A 19,672-nucleotide genomic window follows, 5' to 3' on the forward strand; every position below is an offset into this window, starting at 1 on the left:
CTTCCCTGTCTCAGTAAATGGAATGGCTGCCTATAGACGCTATTCCAGATAAGAAACGTCGATCAATCGGACGAATATGATTCAGAGCTGTTAACTTCTATTACTTGTTCCGTTCGGCCTGTTGCATTGACCGCGCGCGCGAATGCGCTAGCTCAATCGCGGATGCTCAGTCCCTGCGCCCGCGCAGCAAGAACTTCTGCAACTTGCCCGTCGGCGTGCGCGGCAGCGCCTGCACGAACGCGAACTCGCGCGGAATCTTGTACGCCGCGAGCCGCTCGCCGCAGAACGTGCGCAGCGCATCCGCATCGGGCGCTGCGTTCGCCCGCATCACCACATGCGCGACGACCGTCTCGCCCCAGTCCGGATGCGGAACGCCGACGACGGCCGCTTCAACGATGTCCGGATGCGCGCCGAGCACGTCCTCCACTTCCTTCGAATAGACGTTCTCGCCGCCGGTGACGATCATGTCCTTCAGCCGGTCGACGATGAACAGATAGCGATCCTGATCGATCCGCGCGATGTCGCCGGTGCGATACCAGCCGCCCGGCGCGAATGCGGCGTGCGTGGCGGCCGCGTCGTCGAGATAGCCGAGCATCATGCTGTCGGCCTTCAACCAGATCTCGCCGGTCTCGCCCGGCCGCGCATCGACGCCGTCCATCCGCACCACCCTCAGGTCGACGCCCGGGCCGCCGTGGCGGCCTATCGAGCCGGCCTTCGCGATCTGCTCGTCCGGATACAGCGTCGTGCCGGCGGGCCCCGCTTCCGTCATTCCGTACACCTGAAAGAACGCGTGACTGCGATACGCACGGGCAAGCCGTTCGGCCTGCGCGGCGCCGATCGGACCGCCGCCGTACAGCCACGCGCGCACGCTCGACAGGTCGAACGCCGCGAAGCCGTCGATCGTGTCGAGCGGCAGCGTATACGACACCGGCGCGCCGAAATACAGCGTCACGCGCTCGCGCTCGACGGTCTGCAGGAAGCGCAGCGGATGGTATTCGCGCAGCAGCACGACGGTGCCGCCCGCATACAGCGTGCCGCCGAACCAGTTGTTCAGCGGCGACGAATGCCAGATCGGCATCGCCATCAACGTGCGTTCGTCACGGCCGATGCCGGTCGCGAGCGCCGCCTGCATCGCCGCGAGCGTCACCGTGCGATGACTGTGCACGCAACCCTTCGGGCGGCCGGTCGTGCCGGACGTGTAGAGGATCTGCGCGATGTCGCCGTCGGCCGGCTCGATGCCCGCGAGGCCGTCCATCGTCGCGCACATCGTGTCGAAGTTCGGCACGCCGTCGAGCTCGCCCTCGGTCACGAGCCGCCGCGCCGGATGCACGACGCGCTCGACCACCGGCGCGAGCGCCACGTCGAACAGCAGTGCGGTGCTGCGGCTGTGTTCGAGCACGTAGTCGACTTCCGGCGCCTGCAGCTTGTGGTTGATCGGCACGAACGCCGCGCCGAGCCGCCATGCGCCGAACATCAGGTCGACGAAGGCCGGCGTGTTGAAGCACATCGCGGCGACGCGGTCGCCGGCCGCGACGCCGAGCGCGCTCAGCACGGCCGCCGCGCGGTGCGAACGCTCGCGCGCGGCCGCATACGTGATCGTCGCGGATTCGCTGACGAGGAACGGTTTGTCGGGCGTCGCACGGGCGGCGCGGTCGAGGGCGGCGACGAGGTTCATCGAGGCTCCGGGCGAGCGAACGAACGCGAATTCGGGTGAACGGGCCGGCGTCAGGCCGGGTACGCGCGCTGCAGCAGCGCGGCGACGTCGATCGCATGCGGATCGAAGCCGCCCGCGATGCGGCCCCAGTCGGGCGCGACGAGCCGCGTCGCGACGAACGCGTCGGCGACGGCCGCCGGCGCATCGCGGCGCAGCAGGCACCCCTGCGCGACGAGCGCGAGCCGTTGCGCGAACACGCGGCCCGACGCTTCGAGCGTGTCGGCCGGGGCGGCGAGCATCGCGCGCAGCGCGTCGAGCGCCGCGCGAATGCGCGGTTCGCCCGCACCGAGGTCGGCCAGTTCGTCGAACAGCGCTGCGGCCGCGTCGGGCTCGCGCGACACCGCGCGTAGCACGTCGAGGCACATCACGTTGCCCGAGCCTTCCCAGATCGAGTTGACGGGCGCCTCGCGGAAGAGGCGCGCGATCGGGCCGTCGTCGACGTAGCCGTTGCCGCCGAACACTTCCATCACCTCGCCGGTCAGCTCGACCGCGCGCTTGCAGACCCAGAATTTCGCGGCGGGCGTGACGATCCGTTTCCATGCACGTTCGCGCGGCGAGTCGTCGCGCTCGAACGCGTCGGCGAGCCGCATCGCGAGCGACAGTGCCGCCTCGCTTTCGAGCGCGAGATCGGCGAGCACGGTGCGCATCAGCGGCTGCTCGGCGAGCGCGCGGCCGAATGCGTGACGCTGGCGCGTGTACGCGATCGCCTGCACGACGCCCTGGCGCAGCATCGCCGCGCTGCCGAGCACGCAGTTCAGCCGCGTGTACGTCGCCATCTCGATGATGGTCGGAATGCCGCGGCCTTCGTCGCCGAGCATGATTCCCCACGCGTCGTTCAGCTCGATCTCGCTGCTCGAATTGCTGCGGTTGCCGACCTTGTTCTTCAGCCGCTGGATCTCGACCGCGTTCTTCGTGCCGTCCGGCCGCCAGCGCGGCACGTAGAAGCACGACGGGCCGCCGGCTTCGGTGCGCGCGACGACGAGGTGCGCGTCGCACATCGGCGCGGAGAAGAACCACTTGTGGCCGCGCAGCCGGTATTCGCCGCCGCGCCCGCCCGCGCCGACCGGCGTGGCGAGCGTCGTGTTCGCGCGCACGTCGGAGCCGCCCTGCTTCTCGGTCATGCCCATGCCGAACCAGATCGCGCGCTTGGCGGCGATCGGCACGTCGCGCGGATCGTAATCGTCGCTGTAGAGCTTGTCGCGCAGCAGGTCCCACAGCGCGGGTTCCTTTTGCAGCACGGGGATCGCGGCCTGCGTCATCGTCGCCGGGCACAGCGTGCCGGCCTCGATCTGGCCGTGCAGATAGAAGCCGGCGGCCGTCGCGGCCCAGCGGCCGCGGCGCGACTCGCGGAACGCGAGCGACACGAAGCCTTCGCGGCGGTACTGGCCGAGCAGCGCGTGCCAGGCGGGGTGGAAGTCGACGCGATCGATGCGCCGGCCGCGCCGGTCGAACGCGTTCAGCTCCGGTGTGTGCCGGTTCGCTTCGTCGGCGAGTTGCGCGGTGTCGGCGCTGCCGAGCCGCGCGCCGTACGCGTCGAGCTGCGGCACGGCCCACTCGGCGCCGGCCCGGACGAGCGCGTCGCGCAGCGCGAGATCCGTCGCGAAGAGGTTATAGTCGACGAGTTCGTCGAACTGGTTCGTGACGGCGTGAGTCGGGTCGGTCATCGCGGTTGTCTCCGGTCTCGTGCTTCGCGGTCAGCCGGCGTCGTGCCGCGCAAGGCGCTTCGGCGCGGGTTCCGGCTGCCGGTAAAACGTGTTCCCTGCTGAATTCAGAGTAGCAAATATGCCGCCGCGACATGTTCAGGTTCCGGCGCCGCCCGGCTCGCCGGCGGCGCAACCCGCGCCCGCGTTGCGCCGCCGGCCGCGCCAGTCGCGCGCGCAGGCGAGCTCCGACGCGCTGCAACAGGCGTTCGTTCAGCTTTTGCTCGAACGCGGCTACGCGAAGGCGACGATCCGCGAGATCGCGGCCGTCGCGGGCGTCAGCATCGGCACCTTCTACGAGTATTTCGGCGACAAGCAGAGCCTCGCGGCGCTCTGTATCCACCGCCGCGTGCTGGCGCTGGCCGACCGGCTGCGCGACACGGCGCAGCGGCTGCGCGGCGCGCCGCGGGCGGCGCTCGCCGCCGCGCTGGTCGACCTCCAGGTCGATGCGATCGCCGCCGACGCGGCGCTGTGGGGTGCGCTGTTCGCGCTGGAGCGGCAGGTGTCGCCGCTGGCCGCGTATCGCCGGCATTACGACGCCTATGTCGCGCTGTGGCGCGATGCGCTCGCGCACGCGGCCGATCCGCCGCCGGCCGAACGGCTCGACGGGATCGCGCGGATGGCCCAGACGATCTGTTACGGCGGGCTGTCGCAGGCGCTGCTGACGCTCGGGCCCGCGCTCGATTTCGCCGCGCAACGCCGCGAACTGCGGGCCGTGCTGCTCGCGTATTTCGCGACGGCCGACGCCTAGCCTTTCGTAGGGGAAATGCCGGATTTGCATGTCGGCCCGTCGAGCCGGCCGTGCCGTTGCGTGCTTCTCCCTCCAAGCCATGAGAAAAATGCATGGCCTTCATGACGAACTTTCGATTGTCCGCCGATATTGGCTCGGGCTAAATCATGCGGCAGATGCGGTGCCGCGCGTGGCGCGGCCCGCCCGAAGGACATCAGGAGGAGGAGTCATGCGAAGCGCCACCGCGCCCCGTTCGAAACTGCCCGACGTCGGGACGACGATCTTCACGGTGATCGGCCAACTGGCTGCTCAACACGACGCGTTGAACCTGTCGCAGGGCGCGCCCAATTTCGCGCCCGATCCGGCGCTCGTCGAAGGCGTCGCGCGCGCGATGCGCGACGGTCACAACCAGTACGCGCCGATGGCCGGCGTGATCGCGCTGCGCGAGCGGCTCGCCGAGAAGACCGAGGCGCTGTACGGCGCGCGCTACGACCCGGCGACCGAGATCACGGTGATCGCGAGCGCGAGCGAAGGGCTCTATGCGGCGATCAGCGCGCTCGTGCACCCGGGCGACGAGGTGATCTATTTCGAGCCATCGTTCGACAGCTATGCGCCGATCGTGCGGCTGCAGGGCGCGACACCGGTCGCGATCAAGCTGTCGCCCGAGCATTTCCGCGTGAACTGGGACGAGGTGGCCGCGGCCATCACGCCGCGCACGCGGATGATCATCGTCAACACGCCGCACAACCCGACCGCGACCGTGTTCTCCGCCGACGATCTGGAGCGGCTCGCGCAGCTCACACGCGACACGGGGATCGTGGTGCTGTCCGACGAAGTCTACGAACACGTCGTGTTCGACGGCGCGCGGCACCAGAGCGTCGCGCGCCACCGCGAGCTGGCCGAGCGCAGCGTGATCGTGTCGTCGTTCGGCAAGTCGTTCCACGTGACCGGCTGGCGGGTCGGCCATTGCCTCGCGCCGGCCGAGCTGATGGACGAGATCCGCAAGGTGCACCAGTTCATGGTGTTCTCGGCCGACACGCCGATGCAGATCGCGTTCGCGGAAATCCTCGCGCGGCCGGACAGCTACCTCGGCCTGTCGGCGTTCTACCAGGCCAAGCGCGACCTGCTCGCGCGCGAGCTGGCCGAGTCGCGTTTCGAGCTGCTGCCGAGCGAAGGCTCGTTCTTCATGCTCGCGCGCTTTCGCCACTTCTCGGACGAAAGCGACAGCGATTTCGTGCTGCGCCTGATCCGCGACGCGCGGGTCGCGACGATTCCGCTGTCGGCGTTCTATACCGACGGCACTGACGCCGGCGTGATCCGGCTCAGTTTTTCGAAGGACGACGCGACGCTGGTCGAAGGCGCGCGGCGGCTGCGTTCGCTGTAGGACAACCGGCGGCGGAGACGTCGCATCGACCCGACCCAGGAGATCACAATGAAACACACGGCTACCCTCAAACTCGCGTTCGCACTCGCGTGCGCAAGCGGCGCCGGCGCGGCGCTCGCCGATGCGCCGACGCTGCGCTTCGGCCTCGAAGCGCAATACCCGCCGTTCGAATCCAAAGCGCCGAACGGCGACCTGCAGGGCTTCGACATCGACGTCGGCAATGCCGTCTGCCAGACGGCGAAGCTGTCGTGCAAATGGGTCGAGACTTCGTTCGACGGGCTGATTCCGGCGCTCAAGGGCCGCAAGTTCGACGCGATCAACTCGGCGATGAACGCGACCGAGCAGCGGCGCCAGGCGATCGACTTCACGACGATCATCTATCGCGTGCCGACCCAGTTGATCGCGCGTACCGGCAGCGGCCTGCTGCCGACGCCGGAATCGCTGAAGGGCAAGCGCGTGGGCGTGCTGCAGGCGTCGATCCAGGAGACCTTCGCGAAGGCGCACTGGGAGCCGGCCGGCGTCGCGGTCGTCGCGTACCAGGACCAGAACCAGGCGTATGCGGACCTGGTCGCGGGCCGCCTCGACGCGACGCTCGTGCTCGCGCCGTCCGGCCAGCGCGGCTTCCTGTCGCGCCCGGACGGCAAGGGCTTCTCGTTCGTCGGCCAGCCGGTGCACGACGACAGGATCCTCGGCAGCGGCATCGCGTTCGGCCTGCGCAAGGGCGACGACGCGCTGAAGGCGAAGCTCGACGCGGCGATCGACAAGCTGAAGGCTGACGGCACGGTGAAGTCGCTCGGCCTGAAGTATTTCGGCGATATCGACATCTCGACGAAGTGAGCGGGCCGCGCACGATGCCGATCCCGATCCCGATCCCGAACCCGGGCGCCACGGGCAGCGAACCGGGCGGCAGGCCGCCGCCGGACGAGGCCGTCGATGCCGTGCTCGCCGCCGAACTGGGCGACGCGCTCGTCACGCGCGCGGCCGATATCGATCCGCGCTACTTCACCGCGTACAACGAGCCGGCCGGCGTGCGGCCGCGTGCGCTGGTGCGCCCGCGCAGCGTCGACGACGTGTCGCGCGCGCTCGCGCTGTGCACGCGGCTCGGCCAGCCGGTCGTGCCGCAAGGCGGACTGACGGGGCTCGCGCGCGGCGCGGTCGCGCTGGGCGGCGAGGTCGTGCTGTCGATGGAGCGCTTCGCGGGCATCGACGCGCTCGACGCGGCGGCCGGCACGATCACCGTGCGCGCGGGCACGCCCCTGCAGACGGTGCAGGAAGCCGCGCAAGCGGCGGGCTTCACGTTCGGCGTCGATCTCGGCGCGCGCGGCTCGTGCCAGATCGGCGGCATGCTCGCGACCAATGCGGGCGGCACGCGCGCGATCCGCTACGGGATGATGCGCGAGCAGGTGCTCGGGCTCGAGGCGGTGCTCGCGGACGGCACGGTCGTGTCGTCGATGAACCGGATGCTGAAGAACAACGCGGGCTACGACCTGAAGCAGCTCTTCATCGGCAGCGAAGGGACGCTCGGCGTCGTCACGCGCGCGGTGCTGCGGCTGCATCCGTTGCTCGCGGCGCCGGCCACGGCGCTCTGCCGCGTGCGCGACTACGATGCGGTGGTCGCGCTGTGGAATCGTGTCCGCACGCTGCCGGAAGTCGTCAGTTTCGAGGCGATGTGGCCGGCGTTCTACGACTACGTCGCGCGCCATACACCCGGGGTGTCGGCGCCGTTCGTCGGCGCTGGCGGTTTCGTGGTGTTGATCGAATGCGCGACGAGCGCGCCGGGCGGCGATGCGCACCAGGCGCTCGAAACGGAGCTGGGTGCGGGGTTCGATGCGGGGCTCGTCGACGATGCGGTGCTCGCGACTTCCGAGCGGCAGGCGCGGGACTTGTGGACGCTGCGCGAAGGCCTCGCGATCGATGCGCTGCCCAATCTCGTCAATTTCGACGTCAGCTTGCCGACGGGCGAACTCGGCGCGTTCGCCGAACGCTGCGAGGCGGCGTTGCGGGCGCGCTGGCCGGCGCTCACGTGCCTGTTCTTCGGCCATGTCGGCGACGGCAACGTGCATATCGGCGTGTCGCTGACCGACATGACCGACGCGGACGCCGACGCGCTCGATCACTGCGTGTATGCGGTGGTGCGCGACATGGGCGGCTCCGTGTCGGCCGAGCACGGGATCGGCGCGCTCAAGCGTCCTTATCTCGCGCACACGCGCAGCGACGCGGAAATCGGGCTGATGCGGCGCCTGAAGGCCGCGCTCGACCCGCGCGGCATCCTGAATCCCGGCAAGGTGCTGTGACGCGGCCGGCGCCCGTCGCCCGCCGCCGGCAGAAAACGGCCGGCGCGACGCGTCAACCGTCCACCCAGCGCAGCGCGCCGATCTTCAGGTGTTCGACGACGCTGCGTGCCCAGTCGAGCTCCGCATTGAGGAGCACGAGCGCATGTTCGTTCTGCAGCAGGAACAGGCGCGGCACCTGGTCGGCCTGCGCGGTGGCGCGCAGCGCTTCCAGCCGCTCGCGCTCGGCGTCGAGACGCGCGATACGCAATTCGAGCTGGTGGCGCGCATCCTCGGCATCGAGCAGCGGCAGGAATGCGAGACCGGCGCCGAATGCCGGAAATTCACGGGCGGGCTCCGCGAGCAGCGCATGCAGCCACGCCTGCCCCGCCGTGTGCCCGGCTTCGGTCAGCGCATACACGGTGCGCTCCGGAAACGCGCCGTCGCGCTCGGTGTCGTGCACGGCGATCAGCCCGTCGCGCAGCAGGCGGTCGATCGTCTGGTAGAGGCTCGTGCGCTGCCGCACGTTGACGACTTCGTCGTACCCGCGGGCCTTCAGTTGCTGCAGCATCCCGTACGGATGCATCGGCGCTTCGGTGAGCGTCGCAAGGACGGCCAGCGCGAGTGGGGACGGGCGGCTCGTGGACATGAATAGTTAAAGTATGTCTAGTAATAATATAACTATTCTCGAATAGACTATCTGGTTTGACAAGGGTTTCAGCCGAGGTGCGAGCGCTTTGCGGCTGGCGCGACGGTTTCCATCGTCGCGAGACCGTGCACGATGCCGCAATCCTCGACCGAATGCTCGCCCACGCACTGGCGGCGCAATTCGGTGAGCTGGTTGCGCAGATGCGTGAGTTCGGCGAGGCGCGCATCGACGTGTCCGATGTGATCGTCGAGCAGCGAATTGATCGAATCGCAGCGGTCGGCCGGCGTATCGGTGAGCCGCAGCAGCGCGCGGATTTCGTCGTGCGCCATGTCGAGCGCGCGGCAGTTGCGGATGAAGCGCAGCCGCTCGACGTGCACGTCGGTGTAGTTGCGGTAGTTCGAATCGGTGCGCTCCGCGTCCGGCATCAGACCCTCTTTCTCGTAGAAACGGATCGTCTCGGGCGTGCAGCGGGCCGCTTTGGCCAGTTCGCCAATCTTCATGCCTTTCTCCCGTGCAAGGGTTGACCTTGTAGTGGCTTCAGGGTGTTAACTCTACACCGTCAAGCCACAAAGGAGGTTGTCATGACCGACGCCAAGCGCACCCCCGACCCACGACACCGTCATGCCGGCGGCGCCGATGCGTGCTGCGCCGATGCGCGCGACACGCAGACGGCGGCCGTGGCCGATGCGGTGCCGGCGGCCGGCGCGCGCGCGCACGGCCATGGCCACGACCACGGGCACGATCACGCCGCACACGGCGACGCGGGTCATGACCACGATCACGACGACGCGCGTGACGATACGCATCAGCATGGCGCCACGTGTTCGCACGACCACGCCGCGCATGACCATGTCGGCCACGGCCACGGCCACGGCCACGACCACGGCCACGACCACGACCACGACCACGACCACGACCACGGCCACGACCACGACCACGACCACGACCACGACCACGACCACGACCACGACCACGACCACGACCACGACCACGCGGCCGGCGACTGCTGCGCGCCGGCCGCGCTGACGCTGGCGCCGCTGCCGGTCGCGCAGGCGACCGCGTCGGGCCACGTGCGCTCCGCGTTCCGGATCATGCAGATGGACTGCCCGACCGAGGAAACGCTGATCCGCAAGAAGCTCGGCGGGATGAGTGAAGTGTCGGCGCTCGAATTCAACCTGATGCAGCGGATGCTGACCGTCGAGCACGTGCCCGGCGCGCAGCCGGCGATCGAACGCGCGATCCGCACGCTCGGGATGACGCCGGAGGCCGCGACGGCCGATGCACCGTCGGCGCCCACCGCGCCGCCGCCCGCGAAGCCGTGGTGGCCGCTGGCGCTCGCCGGCGTCGCCGCGATCGCGTCCGAAGGCGCGACCTGGGCCGGGCTGCCGGTGTGGCTGTCGGCGGCGCTCGCGCTCGCCGCGGTGCTCGCGTGCGGGCTCACCACGTACAAGAAGGGCTGGATCGCGATCCGCAACGGCAACCTGAACATCAACGCGCTGATGAGCATCGCGGTGACGGGCGCGATGGCGATCGGCCAGTGGCCGGAAGCCGCGATGGTGATGGTGCTGTTTACGATCGCCGAGCTGATCGAGGCGAAGTCGCTCGACCGCGCGCGCAATGCGATCCAGGGGCTGATGCAGCTCGCGCCGGACACCGCGACCGTGCAGCAGGCCGACGGCTCGTGGCGCACGATCGAGGCCGCGCAGGTCGCGCTCGGCGCCGTCGTGCGCGTGAAGCCGGGCGAGCGGATCGGGCTGGACGGCGAAGTCGTCGCGGGCCGCTCGACGGTCAACCAGGCGCCGATCACCGGCGAGAGCCTGCCCGTCGAAAAGGCGAGCGGCGATGCCGTGTACGCGGGCACGATCAACGAATCCGGTTCGTTCGAATACCGCGTGACGGCCGTCGCGGCCCACTCGACGCTCGCGCGGATCATCCACGCGGTCGAGGAAGCGCAGGGCGCGAAGGCGCCGACGCAGCGCTTCGTCGACCAGTTCGCGCGCGTCTACACGCCGATCGTGTTCGCGGTCGCGCTGCTGGTCGCGGTGGCGCCGCCGCTCGTGATGGGCGGCGCGTGGCACGACTGGATCTACCGCGCGCTCGTGCTGCTCGTGATCGCGTGCCCGTGCGCGCTGGTGATCTCGACGCCGGTGACGATCGTGTCGGGGCTCGCGGCCGCGGCGCGGCGCGGGATTCTCGTGAAGGGCGGCGTCTATCTGGAAGAAGGGCGCAAGCTCGCGTGGCTCGCACTCGACAAGACTGGCACGATCACGCACGGCAAGCCGGTGCAGACCGACTTCGACGTGCATGCGGACGACGCCGATGCGGCGCGCGTGCGGCACCTCGGCGCGAGCCTCGCGGCGCGCTCCGATCACCCGGTGTCGCAGGCGATTGCGGCCGCGGCCCGCGACGCCGGGACGACGGCATTCGCCGACGTGCAGGACTTCGAAGCGATCGTCGGGCGCGGCGTGCGCGGCACGATCGACGGCGCGCGCTACTGGCTCGGCAACCACCGCCTCGTCGAGGAGCTCGAGCGCTGCTCGGCGGCACTCGAGACGAAGCTCGACGCGCTGGAGCGGCAGGGCAAGAGCGTCGTCGTGCTGGTCGACGAAACGCGCGTGCTCGGTATCTTCGCGGTGGCCGACACGATCAAGGACACGAGCCGCGCCGCGATCGCCGATCTGCATGCGCTCGGCATCCGCACCGCGATGCTGACGGGCGACAACCCGCACACCGCGCAGGCGATCGCCAAGCAAGCGGGCATCGACGACGCGCGCGGCAACCAGTTGCCGGAAGACAAGCTCGCGGCGGTCGAGGAACTGTCCGCGGGCGGCGCGGGCGCGGTCGGGATGGTCGGCGACGGGATCAACGATGCGCCGGCGCTCGCGCGCGCCGACATCGGCTTCGCGATGGGCGCGATGGGCACCGACACGGCGATCGAGACGGCCGACGTCGCGCTGATGGACGACGACCTGCGCAAGATTCCCGCGTTCGTGCGGCTGTCGCGCGCGACGCACCGCGTGCTGGTACAGAACATCGGCTTCGCGCTCGGCGTGAAGGTCGTCTTTCTCGGGCTCACCGTCGCGGGGCTCGGCACGATGTGGATGGCGGTCTTCGCGGACGCGGGCGCGAGCCTGATCGTCGTGGCCAACGGCTTGCGGCTGCTGTCGTCCTCCGGGGCGTTCGGCGGCGCGCCGGCCAAGCGTTGAGGAGCGGGCGATGAGTTTTCTGAAATGGATCTTCGGCGGCCATGGCAGCGGGCACGGCAATAGCGGAAATGGCGGCCACGGCGGCGGGCATCACGGCGGGTCGCGCCAGGGCGGGCACGGCGGCCACGGCTGGGGCTGGCAGGCGCCGGCCGACGCGGGCGACGGTGGTCAGGGCGGCAAGCTGGCGCTGAGCCAGCTTGCCTGCGCGGGCTGCGGCGCACTCAACGCGGCCGATGCACGCTTCTGCGCGCAGTGCGGCGCCGCGCAACGCGGCAAGGCCTGCAGCCGCTGTCACGCGGCGCTGGCGACCGACGCGCGGTTCTGTCCCGGCTGCGGAACGCAGGTGGCCTGAAGATATCCGCGCGTTCGTGCCGGCCGTGCATGAGCACAGGCCGGCACGCTTCGTTCGACGGCCGGCGCACCGGCATGGCCGATGTCGTCCCGGGCATGCTCGCGCCGGCAATATCGTCGCGGTCCGTCCAGATACGGCTCAGCGACGCACCCTCTACGCACCCTTTACTCAGCGCAACGGCAGGTGAATTTCGGTGCGCAGGTCGGCCGGCGCCGCGTCCATCGGCGTATTGAGGTACAGCTCGAACGGCGGCGCGTCGGCGGCTTCGCGGCCCGAGTGACGCAGCCAGTCGCCGTAGAGCCACTGGTAGGCCGTCTTCAGGTCCGCATACGGCCCGGTATGCAGCAGCACCGCGTATTCGCCGCCTGCGATCGTCGCACGCTCGACCGGCGGCACGGGCGCGACGTCCGGCACGCCGTCGGCCGGCATGATGCACGCTTTCGCGCGCAATTGTGCTTCGGGCGTCGTGTCCGGATCGTCGTAGAAAATCCCGATCATCTTCGCGCCCGGGCCGATCAGCCCGTGCTGCCCGGCCCACGCGCCGATCCGGCCGAACGCGTCGCCGACCTTCAGGTACGCGCCGGTGTGCGCCACCGCGTAGCCGCGCAGTTCCGGCAGACGCCGGATCTCGACCTCATGCTTGAACATGTCTTCCTCTCCTCGCTGTAATGGATAAATCGGCCGGTGTGTGCCCGTGCGGCGATGCTCCGCCGGCAGCACGCCGTACGCGTCGCGAAACGCCCGCGCGAACGCGTGCGTCGACCCGTAGCCCGCGCGCCGCGCGATCTCGTCGAGCGGCCGCGCGGTGCAGACGAGATCCTCGGACGCCTGCACGATCCGCATCCGCCGCACCGTCAGCACGATCGATTCGCCGTACAGCGCGCGGTAGACGCGCTGCCAGTGATACGGCGACAGGCACGCGACTTCGGCGAGCCGGTTCAGGTCGAGCGGGCCGTCGAGATGCGCGCCGATGTACGCATGGACGCGCGCCACGCTGGCCGCGTAGCGGGCCCATGCGGGCGGGTCGGTTTTCGTGTCGGCTGGGGGCATCGGCGTGTCCGGGCTGGAACCGACGCCACGGTAGCACGGGCCGAATGGACAAATCTTGCGGAAATGCGTAGCCGCCCGAACTCCGTCCCCTTTTTATTTCACCGAAATGGGGTCTTGTCCCTCCGCGATCTATGACTAAAGTTAAAGACGGTGAAATCGGATGAACGCGTCATTTTTCTCGGGTAAGTTGCTCGCACGGGGCAGCACGCATTTCGAAGTACGCAGGTAGTTCGTCGATGTTCAATCGCAACGCCACGTTTTTCGGGAGAAGAAGAAATGGATGCTTCCAGCTTCATCACGTCGCTGCAGACCACGCTAGGCGGATACCTGCCGAAGATCGCCGGCGCGATCGGCATCCTGGTGATCGGCTGGCTGATCGCCGTCGCGGTGCGGGCCGGCGCGCTCCGGCTGCTCAATGCGCTGAAGGTCGATCAGCGGATCACCGACAGCACCGGCCAGGGCGCGTGCGTCGAACGCATCATCGCCGGCGGCCTGTTCTGGCTCGTGCTGCTCGTCACCGCGGTGGGCATCTTCAACGTGCTCAACCTGTACGCGGTATCCAATCCGTTCTCGCTGCTCGTCACGCACATCGTCAACTACCTGCCGAACCTGATCGGCGGCGCGGCGCTGACGCTGATCGCGTGGCTGATCGCGTCGCTGCTGCGCAGCCTCGCGAACCGCGCGCTGAAGGCGAGCAAGGTCGACGCCACGCTGTCCGAAAGCGCCGGCATGCAGCCGATGAGCGGCTATCTCGGCGACGTGCTGTTCTGGCTCGTGATCCTGATGTTCCTGCCGGCGATCCTCGCGTCGTTCGCGCTGTCGGGCCTGCTGTCGCCGGTGCAGGGCATGGTCGACAAGCTGCTCGCGATCGTGCCGAACCTTTTCGCGGCCGCGGTGATCGGCTTCGTCGGCTGGGTCGTCGCGCGCGTGCTGCGCGGCCTCGTGACGAACCTGCTGGTCGCCGCCGGCGCCGACCGCCTCACGCAAGGAATCGACAGCCCGACGCCCGTGCGCGTGTCGAGCCTGGTCGGCACGATCGTCTACGTGTTCGTGTTCGTGCCGACGCTGATCTCCGCGCTCGACGCGCTGAAGATCGACGCGATCTCGATCCCCGCCACCAACATGCTGAACCAGTTCCTCGGCGCGGTGCCGGACATCGTCGCGGCGATCGTGATCGTGCTGGTCACGTTCTACTTCGCGCGCTTCGTCGCGTCGCTCGCGCAGAAGCTGCTGGAAGCGGCCGGTGTCGACGGGCTGCCGGCCGTGCTCGGCGTCGAGCGCGTGTTCTCGGGGATCCTGCAGCCGTCGGTGCTGGTCGCGCGGCTGATCGTGTTCTTCGCGATGCTGTTCGCGTCGGTCGAGGCCGCGAACCGGCTCGGCTTCACGCAGGTGCGCGACGTCGTCACGCTGTTCATCGAATTCGGCGGCCACGTGCTGATGGGCGGCGTGATCCTCGTGATCGGCGTGTGGCTCGCGGGCCTCGCGCGCCGCGTGATCGAGCAGGCCGATCGCGAGCACAGCGTGCTGTTCGCGCGCATCGCGCAGTTCGCGATCCTCGGCCTCGTGTTCGCGATGGGGCTGCGCGCGATGGGCATCGCGAACGAAATCGTCCAGCTCGCGTTCGGCCTCGTGCTCGGCGCGATCGCGGTGGCCGTTGCGCTGTCGTTCGGCCTCGGCGGCCGGGAAGCGGCCGGCAAGCTGCTCGACCGCTGGTTCAACCAGCGCGGCGGCGGCCAGTAAGCATGCGCGATCCGGCCCGCATCGGAAGGGCCGGACCGGCGTTCCAGCCCGCGCGGCCGGCGTTTCCGCAAGCCTTCGGCAACCCGCGCGGCTGGCGTTTCAGCGAGCATTTCCGCAAGCGAAATGTCAGCCGCGATCTTTGCCGAATTTCGATAACACGTCGTTTAATGACTCTCTAGCATCGATTCTCAGTCGCGCGGGCCCGCAGGCCCGGCGCCCTTGAGGAGAGAGTCCGATGAAAGCAGAGTCGAATGGCCGGCCCGCCGCCGGCGCCAAGTCCTCCGGCCAGCCCGCGCTGCAGCAGACGCTCGGGACCTGGCAACTGTGGGGCATCGCGGTCGGCCTCGTGATTTCCGGCGAATACTTCGGCTGGAGCTACGGCTGGGCGAGCGCGGGCACGCTGGGTTTCGTGATCACCGCGCTGTTCGTCGCGGCGATGTACACCACCTTCATCTTCAGTTTCACCGAGCTGACGACGTCGATCCCGCACGCGGGCGGCCCGTTCGCGTATGCGCGCCGCGCGTTCGGCCCGACCGGCGGCTATCTGGCCGGCGCGGCGACGCTGGTCGAGTTCGTGTTCGCGCCGCCCGCGATCGCGCTCGCGATCGGCGCGTACCTGCACGTGCAGTTTCCGGGGCTCGAACCGAAACACGCGGCGATGGGCGCGTATCTCGTATTCATGGCGCTGAACATCGTCGGCGTGCAGATCGCGGCGACCTTCGAGCTCGTCGTCACGCTGCTCGCGATCTTCGAGCTGCTGGTGTTCATGGGCGTCGTGTCGCCGGGCTTCGCGTGGAGCAATTTCACGAAGGGCGGCTGGTCGGGCGCAGACCATTTCAGCCTGGGCGCGTTCCACGGGATGTTCGCGGCGATTCCGTTCGCGATCTGGTTCTTCCTCGCGATCGAGGGCGTCGCGATGGCCGCCGAGGAAGCGAAGAACCCGAAGCGCTCCATTCCGATCGCGTACGTGGCCGGGATCCTGACCCTCGTGGCGCTCGCGATCGGCGTGATGGTGTTCGCCGGCGGCGCGGGCGACTGGACCAAGCTCGCGAACATCAACGACCCGCTGCCGCAGGCGATGAAGTACATCGTCGGCGCGAACAGCGGCTGGATGCACATGCTGGTGTGGCTCGGGCTGTTCGGGCTCGTCGCGTCGTTCCACGGGATCATCCTCGGCTATTCGCGCCAGATCTTCGCGCTGGCCCGCGAAGGCTATCTGCCCGAATGGCTCGGGAAGGTGCATCCGCGCTTCAAGACGCCGCATCGCGCGATCCTCGCCGGCGGCGTCGTCGGGATCGCCGCGATCTACAGCGACGAGCTGATCCAGTTCGGCGGGCAGACGCTCACCGCGAATATCGTGACGATGTCGGTGTTCGGGGCGATCGTGATGTATATCGTCAGCATGGCGGCGCTGTTCAAGCTGCGCCGCTCGCAGCCGAACATGGCGCGGCCGTTCCGCGCGCCGCTGTACCCGATCTTCCCGGCGTTCGCGATCCTGGCGGCGCTCGTCTGCCTCGGTACGATGGTGTATTTCAACGGGCTGGTCGCGCTGGTGTTCGTCGGCTTCCTCGCGGTCGGCTACGCGTACTTCCTCGCGACCCGTTCGCAGCGCGCGAGCGCCCCCGGCGACGCGCTGCTGGAGGAGTGAGCAGGATGACGACGGCGAACGTGAAAGGCCGTTCCTGACGGCATCCGGCGCGCCCCGCCGAACGGGCGCGCCGTCGGCTTTTGGCAAGGAGATTCGAACGATGTCCTATACGGAGACGATCGGTCCGCGCACGTACCGCTTCGCGGACCTGAAGACGCTGCTCGCGAAGGCGAGCCCGCTGCGTTCCGGCGATCAGCTCGCCGGCGTCGCGGCGGCGAGCGAGGAGGAGCGCGTCGCCGCGAAGATCGCGCTCGCGGGCGTGCCGCTGAAGGCGTTCCTGAACGAAGCGGTGATCCCGTATGAAGACGACGAGGTCACGCGCCTGATCGTCGACGATCATGACGCGCACGCGTTCGCGGAGATCTCGCACCTCACCGTCGGCGATTTCCGCAACTGGCTGCTGTCGCCCGCGGCCGACGGCGCGGCGCTCGAACGGATCGCGCCGGGGCTCACGCCCGAGATGGTCGCGGCCGTGTCGAAGCTGATGCGCAACCAGGACCTGATCGCGGCCGCGAGGAAGCGCCGCGTGGTCACGCGCTTTCGCAACACGGTCGGGCTGGCCGGCCGGATGTCGGTGCGGCTGCAGCCGAACCACCCGACCGACGACGTGAAGGGCATCGCCGCGTCGATGCTCGACGGGCTGATGTACGGCTGCGGCGACGCGATGATCGGCATCAACCCGGCCACCGACAGCCTCGCGGCGATCGTGAAGCTGCTCGCGATGATCGACGGTTTCCGCGAACGCTACGGCGTGCCGACGCAGTCGTGCGTGCTCACGCACGTGACCAACACGATCGCGGCGATCGAGAAGGGCGCGCCGGTCGATCTCGTGTTCCAGTCGATCGCGGGCACCGAGAAGGCGAACGCGAGCTTCGGGATCTCGCTCGCGCTGCTCGGCGAGGCGCGCGAGGCCGCGCTGGCGCTGAAGCGCGGCACGGTCGGCAACAATCTGATGTACTTCGAGACGGGACAGGGCAGCGCGCTGTCGGCGAACGCGCATTTCGGCGTCGACCAGCAGACCTGCGAAGTGCGCGCGTATGCGGTCGCGCGCAAGTTCGAGCCGTTCCTCGTGAACACGGTGGTTGGCTTCATCGGGCCCGAATACCTGTACGACGGCAAGCAGATCATTCGCGCGGGCCTCGAGGATCACTTCTGCGGCAAGCTGCTCGGCGTGCCGATGGGCTGCGACATCTGCTACACGAACCACGCGGAAGCCGACCAGGACGACATGGATACGCTGCTGACGCTGCTGGGGGCGGCCGGCATCAACTTCATCATGGGGATTCCGGGCGCGGACGACGTGATGCTGAACTACCAGAGCACGTCGTTCCACGACCAGCTCTACGTGCGCGAGGTGCTCGGCCTGCGCCGCGCGCCCGAATTCGAGGAATGGCTGGAGACGATGGAGATCGCCGACGCGCACGGCGCGCTGCGCGCGGCGTCGGCACGCGTGCCGCTGCTCGCGGGCGCGAACGACTGGATGGGGATTTCCGCATGAGCGACGCCGTCGAGAAGAATCCGTGGGCGCAACTGAAGTCGTTCACGAACGCGCGGATCGCGCTCGGCCGTGCGGGCAACAGCCTGCCGACCGCGCCGCTGCTGGCCTTCAACCTGTCGCATGCGCAGGCGCGCGACGCGGTGCACCAGCCGCTCGACGCGGATGCGCTGCGGCGCGAGATCGAGGCGGCCGGCCTGCTGCCGACGCTGCGCGTGCAGAGCGCCGCGCCCGACCGCGACCACTACCTGCGCCGGCCCGATCTCGGCCGCAAGCTGTCGGACGACAGCCGCGGGCTGCTGGCCGGCTACGGCGCGGCGCTCGACGAGGCGCCCGACGTCGTGTTCGTGGTCGGCGACGGGCTGTCGGCGTTCGCGGCCGCGAAGCAGGCGCTGCCGCTGTTGCAGGCCGTGCGGCCGCGGCTCGACGCGGACGGCTGGCGGATCGGCCCGGTGGTGGTCGCGACGCAGGCGCGCGTCGCGCTCGGCGACGAGATCGGCGAGCTGCTGCGCGCGAAGGTGGTCGCGGTGCTGATCGGCGAACGGCCGGGGCTCAGCTCGCCGGACAGCCTCGGCGTGTACCTGACGTGGGCGCCGAAGGTCGGCTGTCACGACGCGCTGCGCAACTGCATCTCGAACGTGCGGCCCGAAGGGCTGCCGCACGCGGCCGCCGCGCACAAGCTGCATTACCTGATGACGCATGCGCGCAGGCTCGGGCTGACGGGCGTCGGGCTGAAGGACGACAGCGACGCGCTGCTGCCGTCAGCGCAGGCGGAGCGGATCGGGGCGACTACCTGAACAGCCGCTCGCACAGGAAATCGACGAACACGCGCAGCTTCGGCGACAGCTGCCGGCTCGACGGCCACACGATCGAGAATTGCCCCGGCGCGATCCGGTAGTCGTCGAGCACGGTGACGAGCGCGCCCTGTTCGAGCGCGTCGCGCGCGAGGAAGTCGGGCATGTAGCCGATGCCGAGCCCCGCGAGCACGGCGCCGCGCAGCGCCTCCATGTTGTTGCAGGTCATCGCGGTGCGCAGCGTGAGCGGCGTGCCGTCGTCGGCCGCGAGCGCCCAGTCCTGCAGCTTGCCGGTGGTCGGGAAGCAGTAGCGCACGCAGTCGTGCGCTTCGAGCTCGCGCGGCGTGCGCGGCGTGCCGGCCTGCGCGAGATATGCGGGCGTCGCGCACAGCACGAACGCGAACGGGCCGAGCCGCCGCGACATCAGGCTCGAATCGGACAGCGGGCCGCTGCGGATCACCGCGTCGAAGCCGCCTTCGACCACGTCGACCATCCGGTCGTTGAAATCGAGATCGAGCTCGACGTCCGGATAGCGCCGCCGGAATTCGGGCAGCACCGGCAGCAGGAAGCGGTAGCCGATCACCGGCAGGCTCACGCGCAGCTTGCCGCGCGGGCGCTGCGCGGACGCCGTCACGGTCGCCTCCGCGTCGCGGAAATCCTCGAGGATCCGCTGGCAGCGCTCGTAGAAGTGCCGTCCCTCGTCGGTGAGCGTCACGCGTCGCGTCGTGCGGTTGAACAGGCGCACGCCGAGCGACTGCTCGAGCTTCGCGATCGTCTTGCCGACCGCGGACGCCGAGATGCCGAGCGTGCGGCCGGCCGCGACGAAGCTCAGCGCTTCGGCGGTGCGGACGAACGCGACGATGCCGGTGAGGTTTTCCATCGAATCGAAGGGCGTGCGGCGACGCACGCCAGCAGGTCAATTGCGGAATTTTAGTCCGTT

General features: G+C 69.3%; 16 protein-coding genes. 10 read left to right on the forward strand and 6 right to left on the reverse strand.

What is annotated here, in order from left to right; translation table 11 throughout:
• Nucleotides 1-166 precede the first annotated feature (166 nt).
• Nucleotides 167-1,675, reverse strand: coding sequence for a class I adenylate-forming enzyme family protein (locus tag CFB35_RS00525; RefSeq protein ID WP_089464433.1), 1,509 nt, complete (start codon nt 1,673-1,675; stop codon nt 167-169).
• A gap of 50 nt (nt 1,676-1,725) precedes the next feature.
• Nucleotides 1,726-3,378 carry an acyl-CoA dehydrogenase family protein gene (locus CFB35_RS00530; RefSeq protein ID WP_059580533.1) on the reverse strand — a complete coding sequence of 551 codons (1,653 nt, stop codon included), beginning with the start codon at nt 3,376-3,378 and terminating at the stop codon, nt 1,726-1,728.
• A 118-nt stretch (nt 3,379-3,496) separates the two neighbouring features.
• Between CFB35_RS00530 and CFB35_RS00535 the strand changes: the two genes are divergently transcribed.
• The 4 genes from CFB35_RS00535 (at nt 3,497) to CFB35_RS00550 (ending at nt 7,822) form a co-directional block, all read left to right on the forward strand.
• On the forward strand, nt 3,497-4,165 hold the full coding sequence (locus CFB35_RS00535) for a TetR/AcrR family transcriptional regulator (protein ID WP_059580535.1): 669 nt from the start codon (nt 3,497-3,499) through the stop codon (nt 4,163-4,165).
• A 208-nt stretch (nt 4,166-4,373) separates the two neighbouring features.
• Nucleotides 4,374-5,528, forward strand: a complete 1,155-nt coding sequence (locus CFB35_RS00540) for a pyridoxal phosphate-dependent aminotransferase (RefSeq protein ID WP_059580538.1) — start codon at nt 4,374-4,376, stop codon at nt 5,526-5,528.
• A gap of 48 nt (nt 5,529-5,576) precedes the next feature.
• Nucleotides 5,577-6,365, forward strand: coding sequence for an ABC transporter substrate-binding protein (locus CFB35_RS00545; RefSeq protein WP_059580541.1), 789 nt, complete (start codon nt 5,577-5,579; stop codon nt 6,363-6,365).
• Nucleotides 6,366-6,379: 14 nt separating this feature from the next.
• Nucleotides 6,380-7,822, forward strand: coding sequence for an FAD-binding oxidoreductase (locus tag CFB35_RS00550; protein WP_089464484.1), 1,443 nt, complete (start codon nt 6,380-6,382; stop codon nt 7,820-7,822).
• A 52-nt stretch (nt 7,823-7,874) separates the two neighbouring features.
• Here the strand turns inward: CFB35_RS00550 and CFB35_RS00555 are convergent, their stop codons facing one another.
• Both CFB35_RS00555 and cadR read right to left on the reverse strand, forming a co-directional pair.
• Complete coding sequence (locus tag CFB35_RS00555) at nt 7,875-8,447, reverse strand: PadR family transcriptional regulator (protein ID WP_059580544.1); 573 nt, start codon at nt 8,445-8,447, stop codon at nt 7,875-7,877.
• A gap of 68 nt (nt 8,448-8,515) precedes the next feature.
• On the reverse strand, nt 8,516-8,947 hold the full coding sequence (cadR, locus tag CFB35_RS00560) for a Cd(II)/Pb(II)-responsive transcriptional regulator (RefSeq protein ID WP_059580548.1): 432 nt from the start codon (nt 8,945-8,947) through the stop codon (nt 8,516-8,518).
• Nucleotides 8,948-9,028: 81 nt separating this feature from the next.
• On the opposite strand from cadR, the gene CFB35_RS00565 reads away from it, so the two are divergent.
• Entirely contained in the window at nt 9,029-11,653 is a 2,625-nt protein-coding gene (locus CFB35_RS00565; protein ID WP_089464434.1) for a heavy metal translocating P-type ATPase, read from the forward strand.
• A gap of 10 nt (nt 11,654-11,663) precedes the next feature.
• A complete protein-coding gene (locus CFB35_RS00570; protein ID WP_089464435.1) occupies nt 11,664-12,005 on the forward strand; it encodes a zinc ribbon domain-containing protein in 342 nt (113 codons plus the stop codon).
• Nucleotides 12,006-12,173: 168 nt separating this feature from the next.
• Here CFB35_RS00570 and CFB35_RS00575 read toward each other — a convergent pair whose 3' ends face one another.
• A complete protein-coding gene (locus CFB35_RS00575; protein WP_089464436.1) occupies nt 12,174-13,055 on the reverse strand; it encodes a GyrI-like domain-containing protein in 882 nt (293 codons plus the stop codon).
• Between the two features lie 276 nt (nt 13,056-13,331).
• On the opposite strand from CFB35_RS00575, the gene CFB35_RS00580 reads away from it, so the two are divergent.
• The 4 genes from CFB35_RS00580 to eutC all read left to right on the forward strand — a co-directional run bounded on the left by CFB35_RS00580 (nt 13,332) and on the right by eutC (nt 18,735).
• Nucleotides 13,332-14,795 carry a mechanosensitive ion channel gene (locus CFB35_RS00580; protein ID WP_059638472.1) on the forward strand — a complete coding sequence of 488 codons (1,464 nt, stop codon included), beginning with the start codon at nt 13,332-13,334 and terminating at the stop codon, nt 14,793-14,795.
• Between the two features lie 235 nt (nt 14,796-15,030).
• Nucleotides 15,031-16,443: an ethanolamine permease gene (eat, locus tag CFB35_RS00585; protein ID WP_059638470.1), complete on the forward strand. Its 1,413-nt coding sequence runs from the start codon at nt 15,031-15,033 to the stop codon at nt 16,441-16,443.
• Between the two features lie 100 nt (nt 16,444-16,543).
• Entirely contained in the window at nt 16,544-17,941 is a 1,398-nt protein-coding gene (locus CFB35_RS00590; RefSeq protein ID WP_089464437.1) for an ethanolamine ammonia-lyase subunit EutB, read from the forward strand.
• Nucleotides 17,938-18,735 (forward strand): ethanolamine ammonia-lyase subunit EutC, encoded by a 798-nt coding sequence (eutC, locus tag CFB35_RS00595; protein WP_059638465.1) that lies wholly within the window; start codon nt 17,938-17,940, stop codon nt 18,733-18,735. The genes CFB35_RS00590 and eutC overlap by 4 nt, the downstream gene beginning before the upstream one ends.
• On the opposite strand, the gene CFB35_RS00600 is transcribed toward eutC, so the two are convergent.
• On the reverse strand, nt 18,728-19,612 hold the full coding sequence (locus tag CFB35_RS00600; protein ID WP_059638463.1) for a LysR family transcriptional regulator: 885 nt from the start codon (nt 19,610-19,612) through the stop codon (nt 18,728-18,730). The two genes, eutC and CFB35_RS00600, sit on opposite strands and share 8 nt — an antisense overlap.
• Between the last annotated feature and the right edge of the window lie 60 nt (nt 19,613-19,672).

It is taken from the genome of Burkholderia sp. AU16482 (assembly GCF_002223285.1).
Classification (GTDB): Bacteria; Pseudomonadota; Gammaproteobacteria; order Burkholderiales; family Burkholderiaceae; genus Burkholderia; species Burkholderia semiarida.

Coding starts and splice junctions, on each gene's coding strand:
- CFB35_RS00565 (WP_089464434.1), top strand. CDS start 9,029: ATGACCGACGCCAAGCGCACCCCCGACCCACGACACCGTCATGCCGGC.
- CFB35_RS00545 (WP_059580541.1), top strand. CDS start 5,577: ATGAAACACACGGCTACCCTCAAACTCGCGTTCGCACTCGCGTGCGCA.
- CFB35_RS00525 (WP_089464433.1), bottom strand. CDS start 1,675: ATGAACCTCGTCGCCGCCCTCGACCGCGCCGCCCGTGCGACGCCCGAC.
- eutC (WP_059638465.1), top strand. CDS start 17,938: ATGAGCGACGCCGTCGAGAAGAATCCGTGGGCGCAACTGAAGTCGTTC.
- CFB35_RS00580 (WP_059638472.1), top strand. CDS start 13,332: ATGGATGCTTCCAGCTTCATCACGTCGCTGCAGACCACGCTAGGCGGA.
- CFB35_RS00535 (WP_059580535.1), top strand. CDS start 3,497: ATGCCGCCGCGACATGTTCAGGTTCCGGCGCCGCCCGGCTCGCCGGCG.
- cadR (WP_059580548.1), bottom strand. CDS start 8,947: ATGAAGATTGGCGAACTGGCCAAAGCGGCCCGCTGCACGCCCGAGACG.
- eat (WP_059638470.1), top strand. CDS start 15,031: ATGAAAGCAGAGTCGAATGGCCGGCCCGCCGCCGGCGCCAAGTCCTCC.
- CFB35_RS00600 (WP_059638463.1), bottom strand. CDS start 19,612: ATGGAAAACCTCACCGGCATCGTCGCGTTCGTCCGCACCGCCGAAGCG.
- CFB35_RS00530 (WP_059580533.1), bottom strand. CDS start 3,378: ATGACCGACCCGACTCACGCCGTCACGAACCAGTTCGACGAACTCGTC.
- CFB35_RS00555 (WP_059580544.1), bottom strand. CDS start 8,447: ATGTCCACGAGCCGCCCGTCCCCACTCGCGCTGGCCGTCCTTGCGACG.
- CFB35_RS00550 (WP_089464484.1), top strand. CDS start 6,380: ATGCCGATCCCGATCCCGATCCCGAACCCGGGCGCCACGGGCAGCGAA.
- CFB35_RS00570 (WP_089464435.1), top strand. CDS start 11,664: ATGAGTTTTCTGAAATGGATCTTCGGCGGCCATGGCAGCGGGCACGGC.
- CFB35_RS00540 (WP_059580538.1), top strand. CDS start 4,374: ATGCGAAGCGCCACCGCGCCCCGTTCGAAACTGCCCGACGTCGGGACG.
- CFB35_RS00590 (WP_089464437.1), top strand. CDS start 16,544: ATGTCCTATACGGAGACGATCGGTCCGCGCACGTACCGCTTCGCGGAC.
- CFB35_RS00575 (WP_089464436.1), bottom strand. CDS start 13,055: ATGCCCCCAGCCGACACGAAAACCGACCCGCCCGCATGGGCCCGCTAC.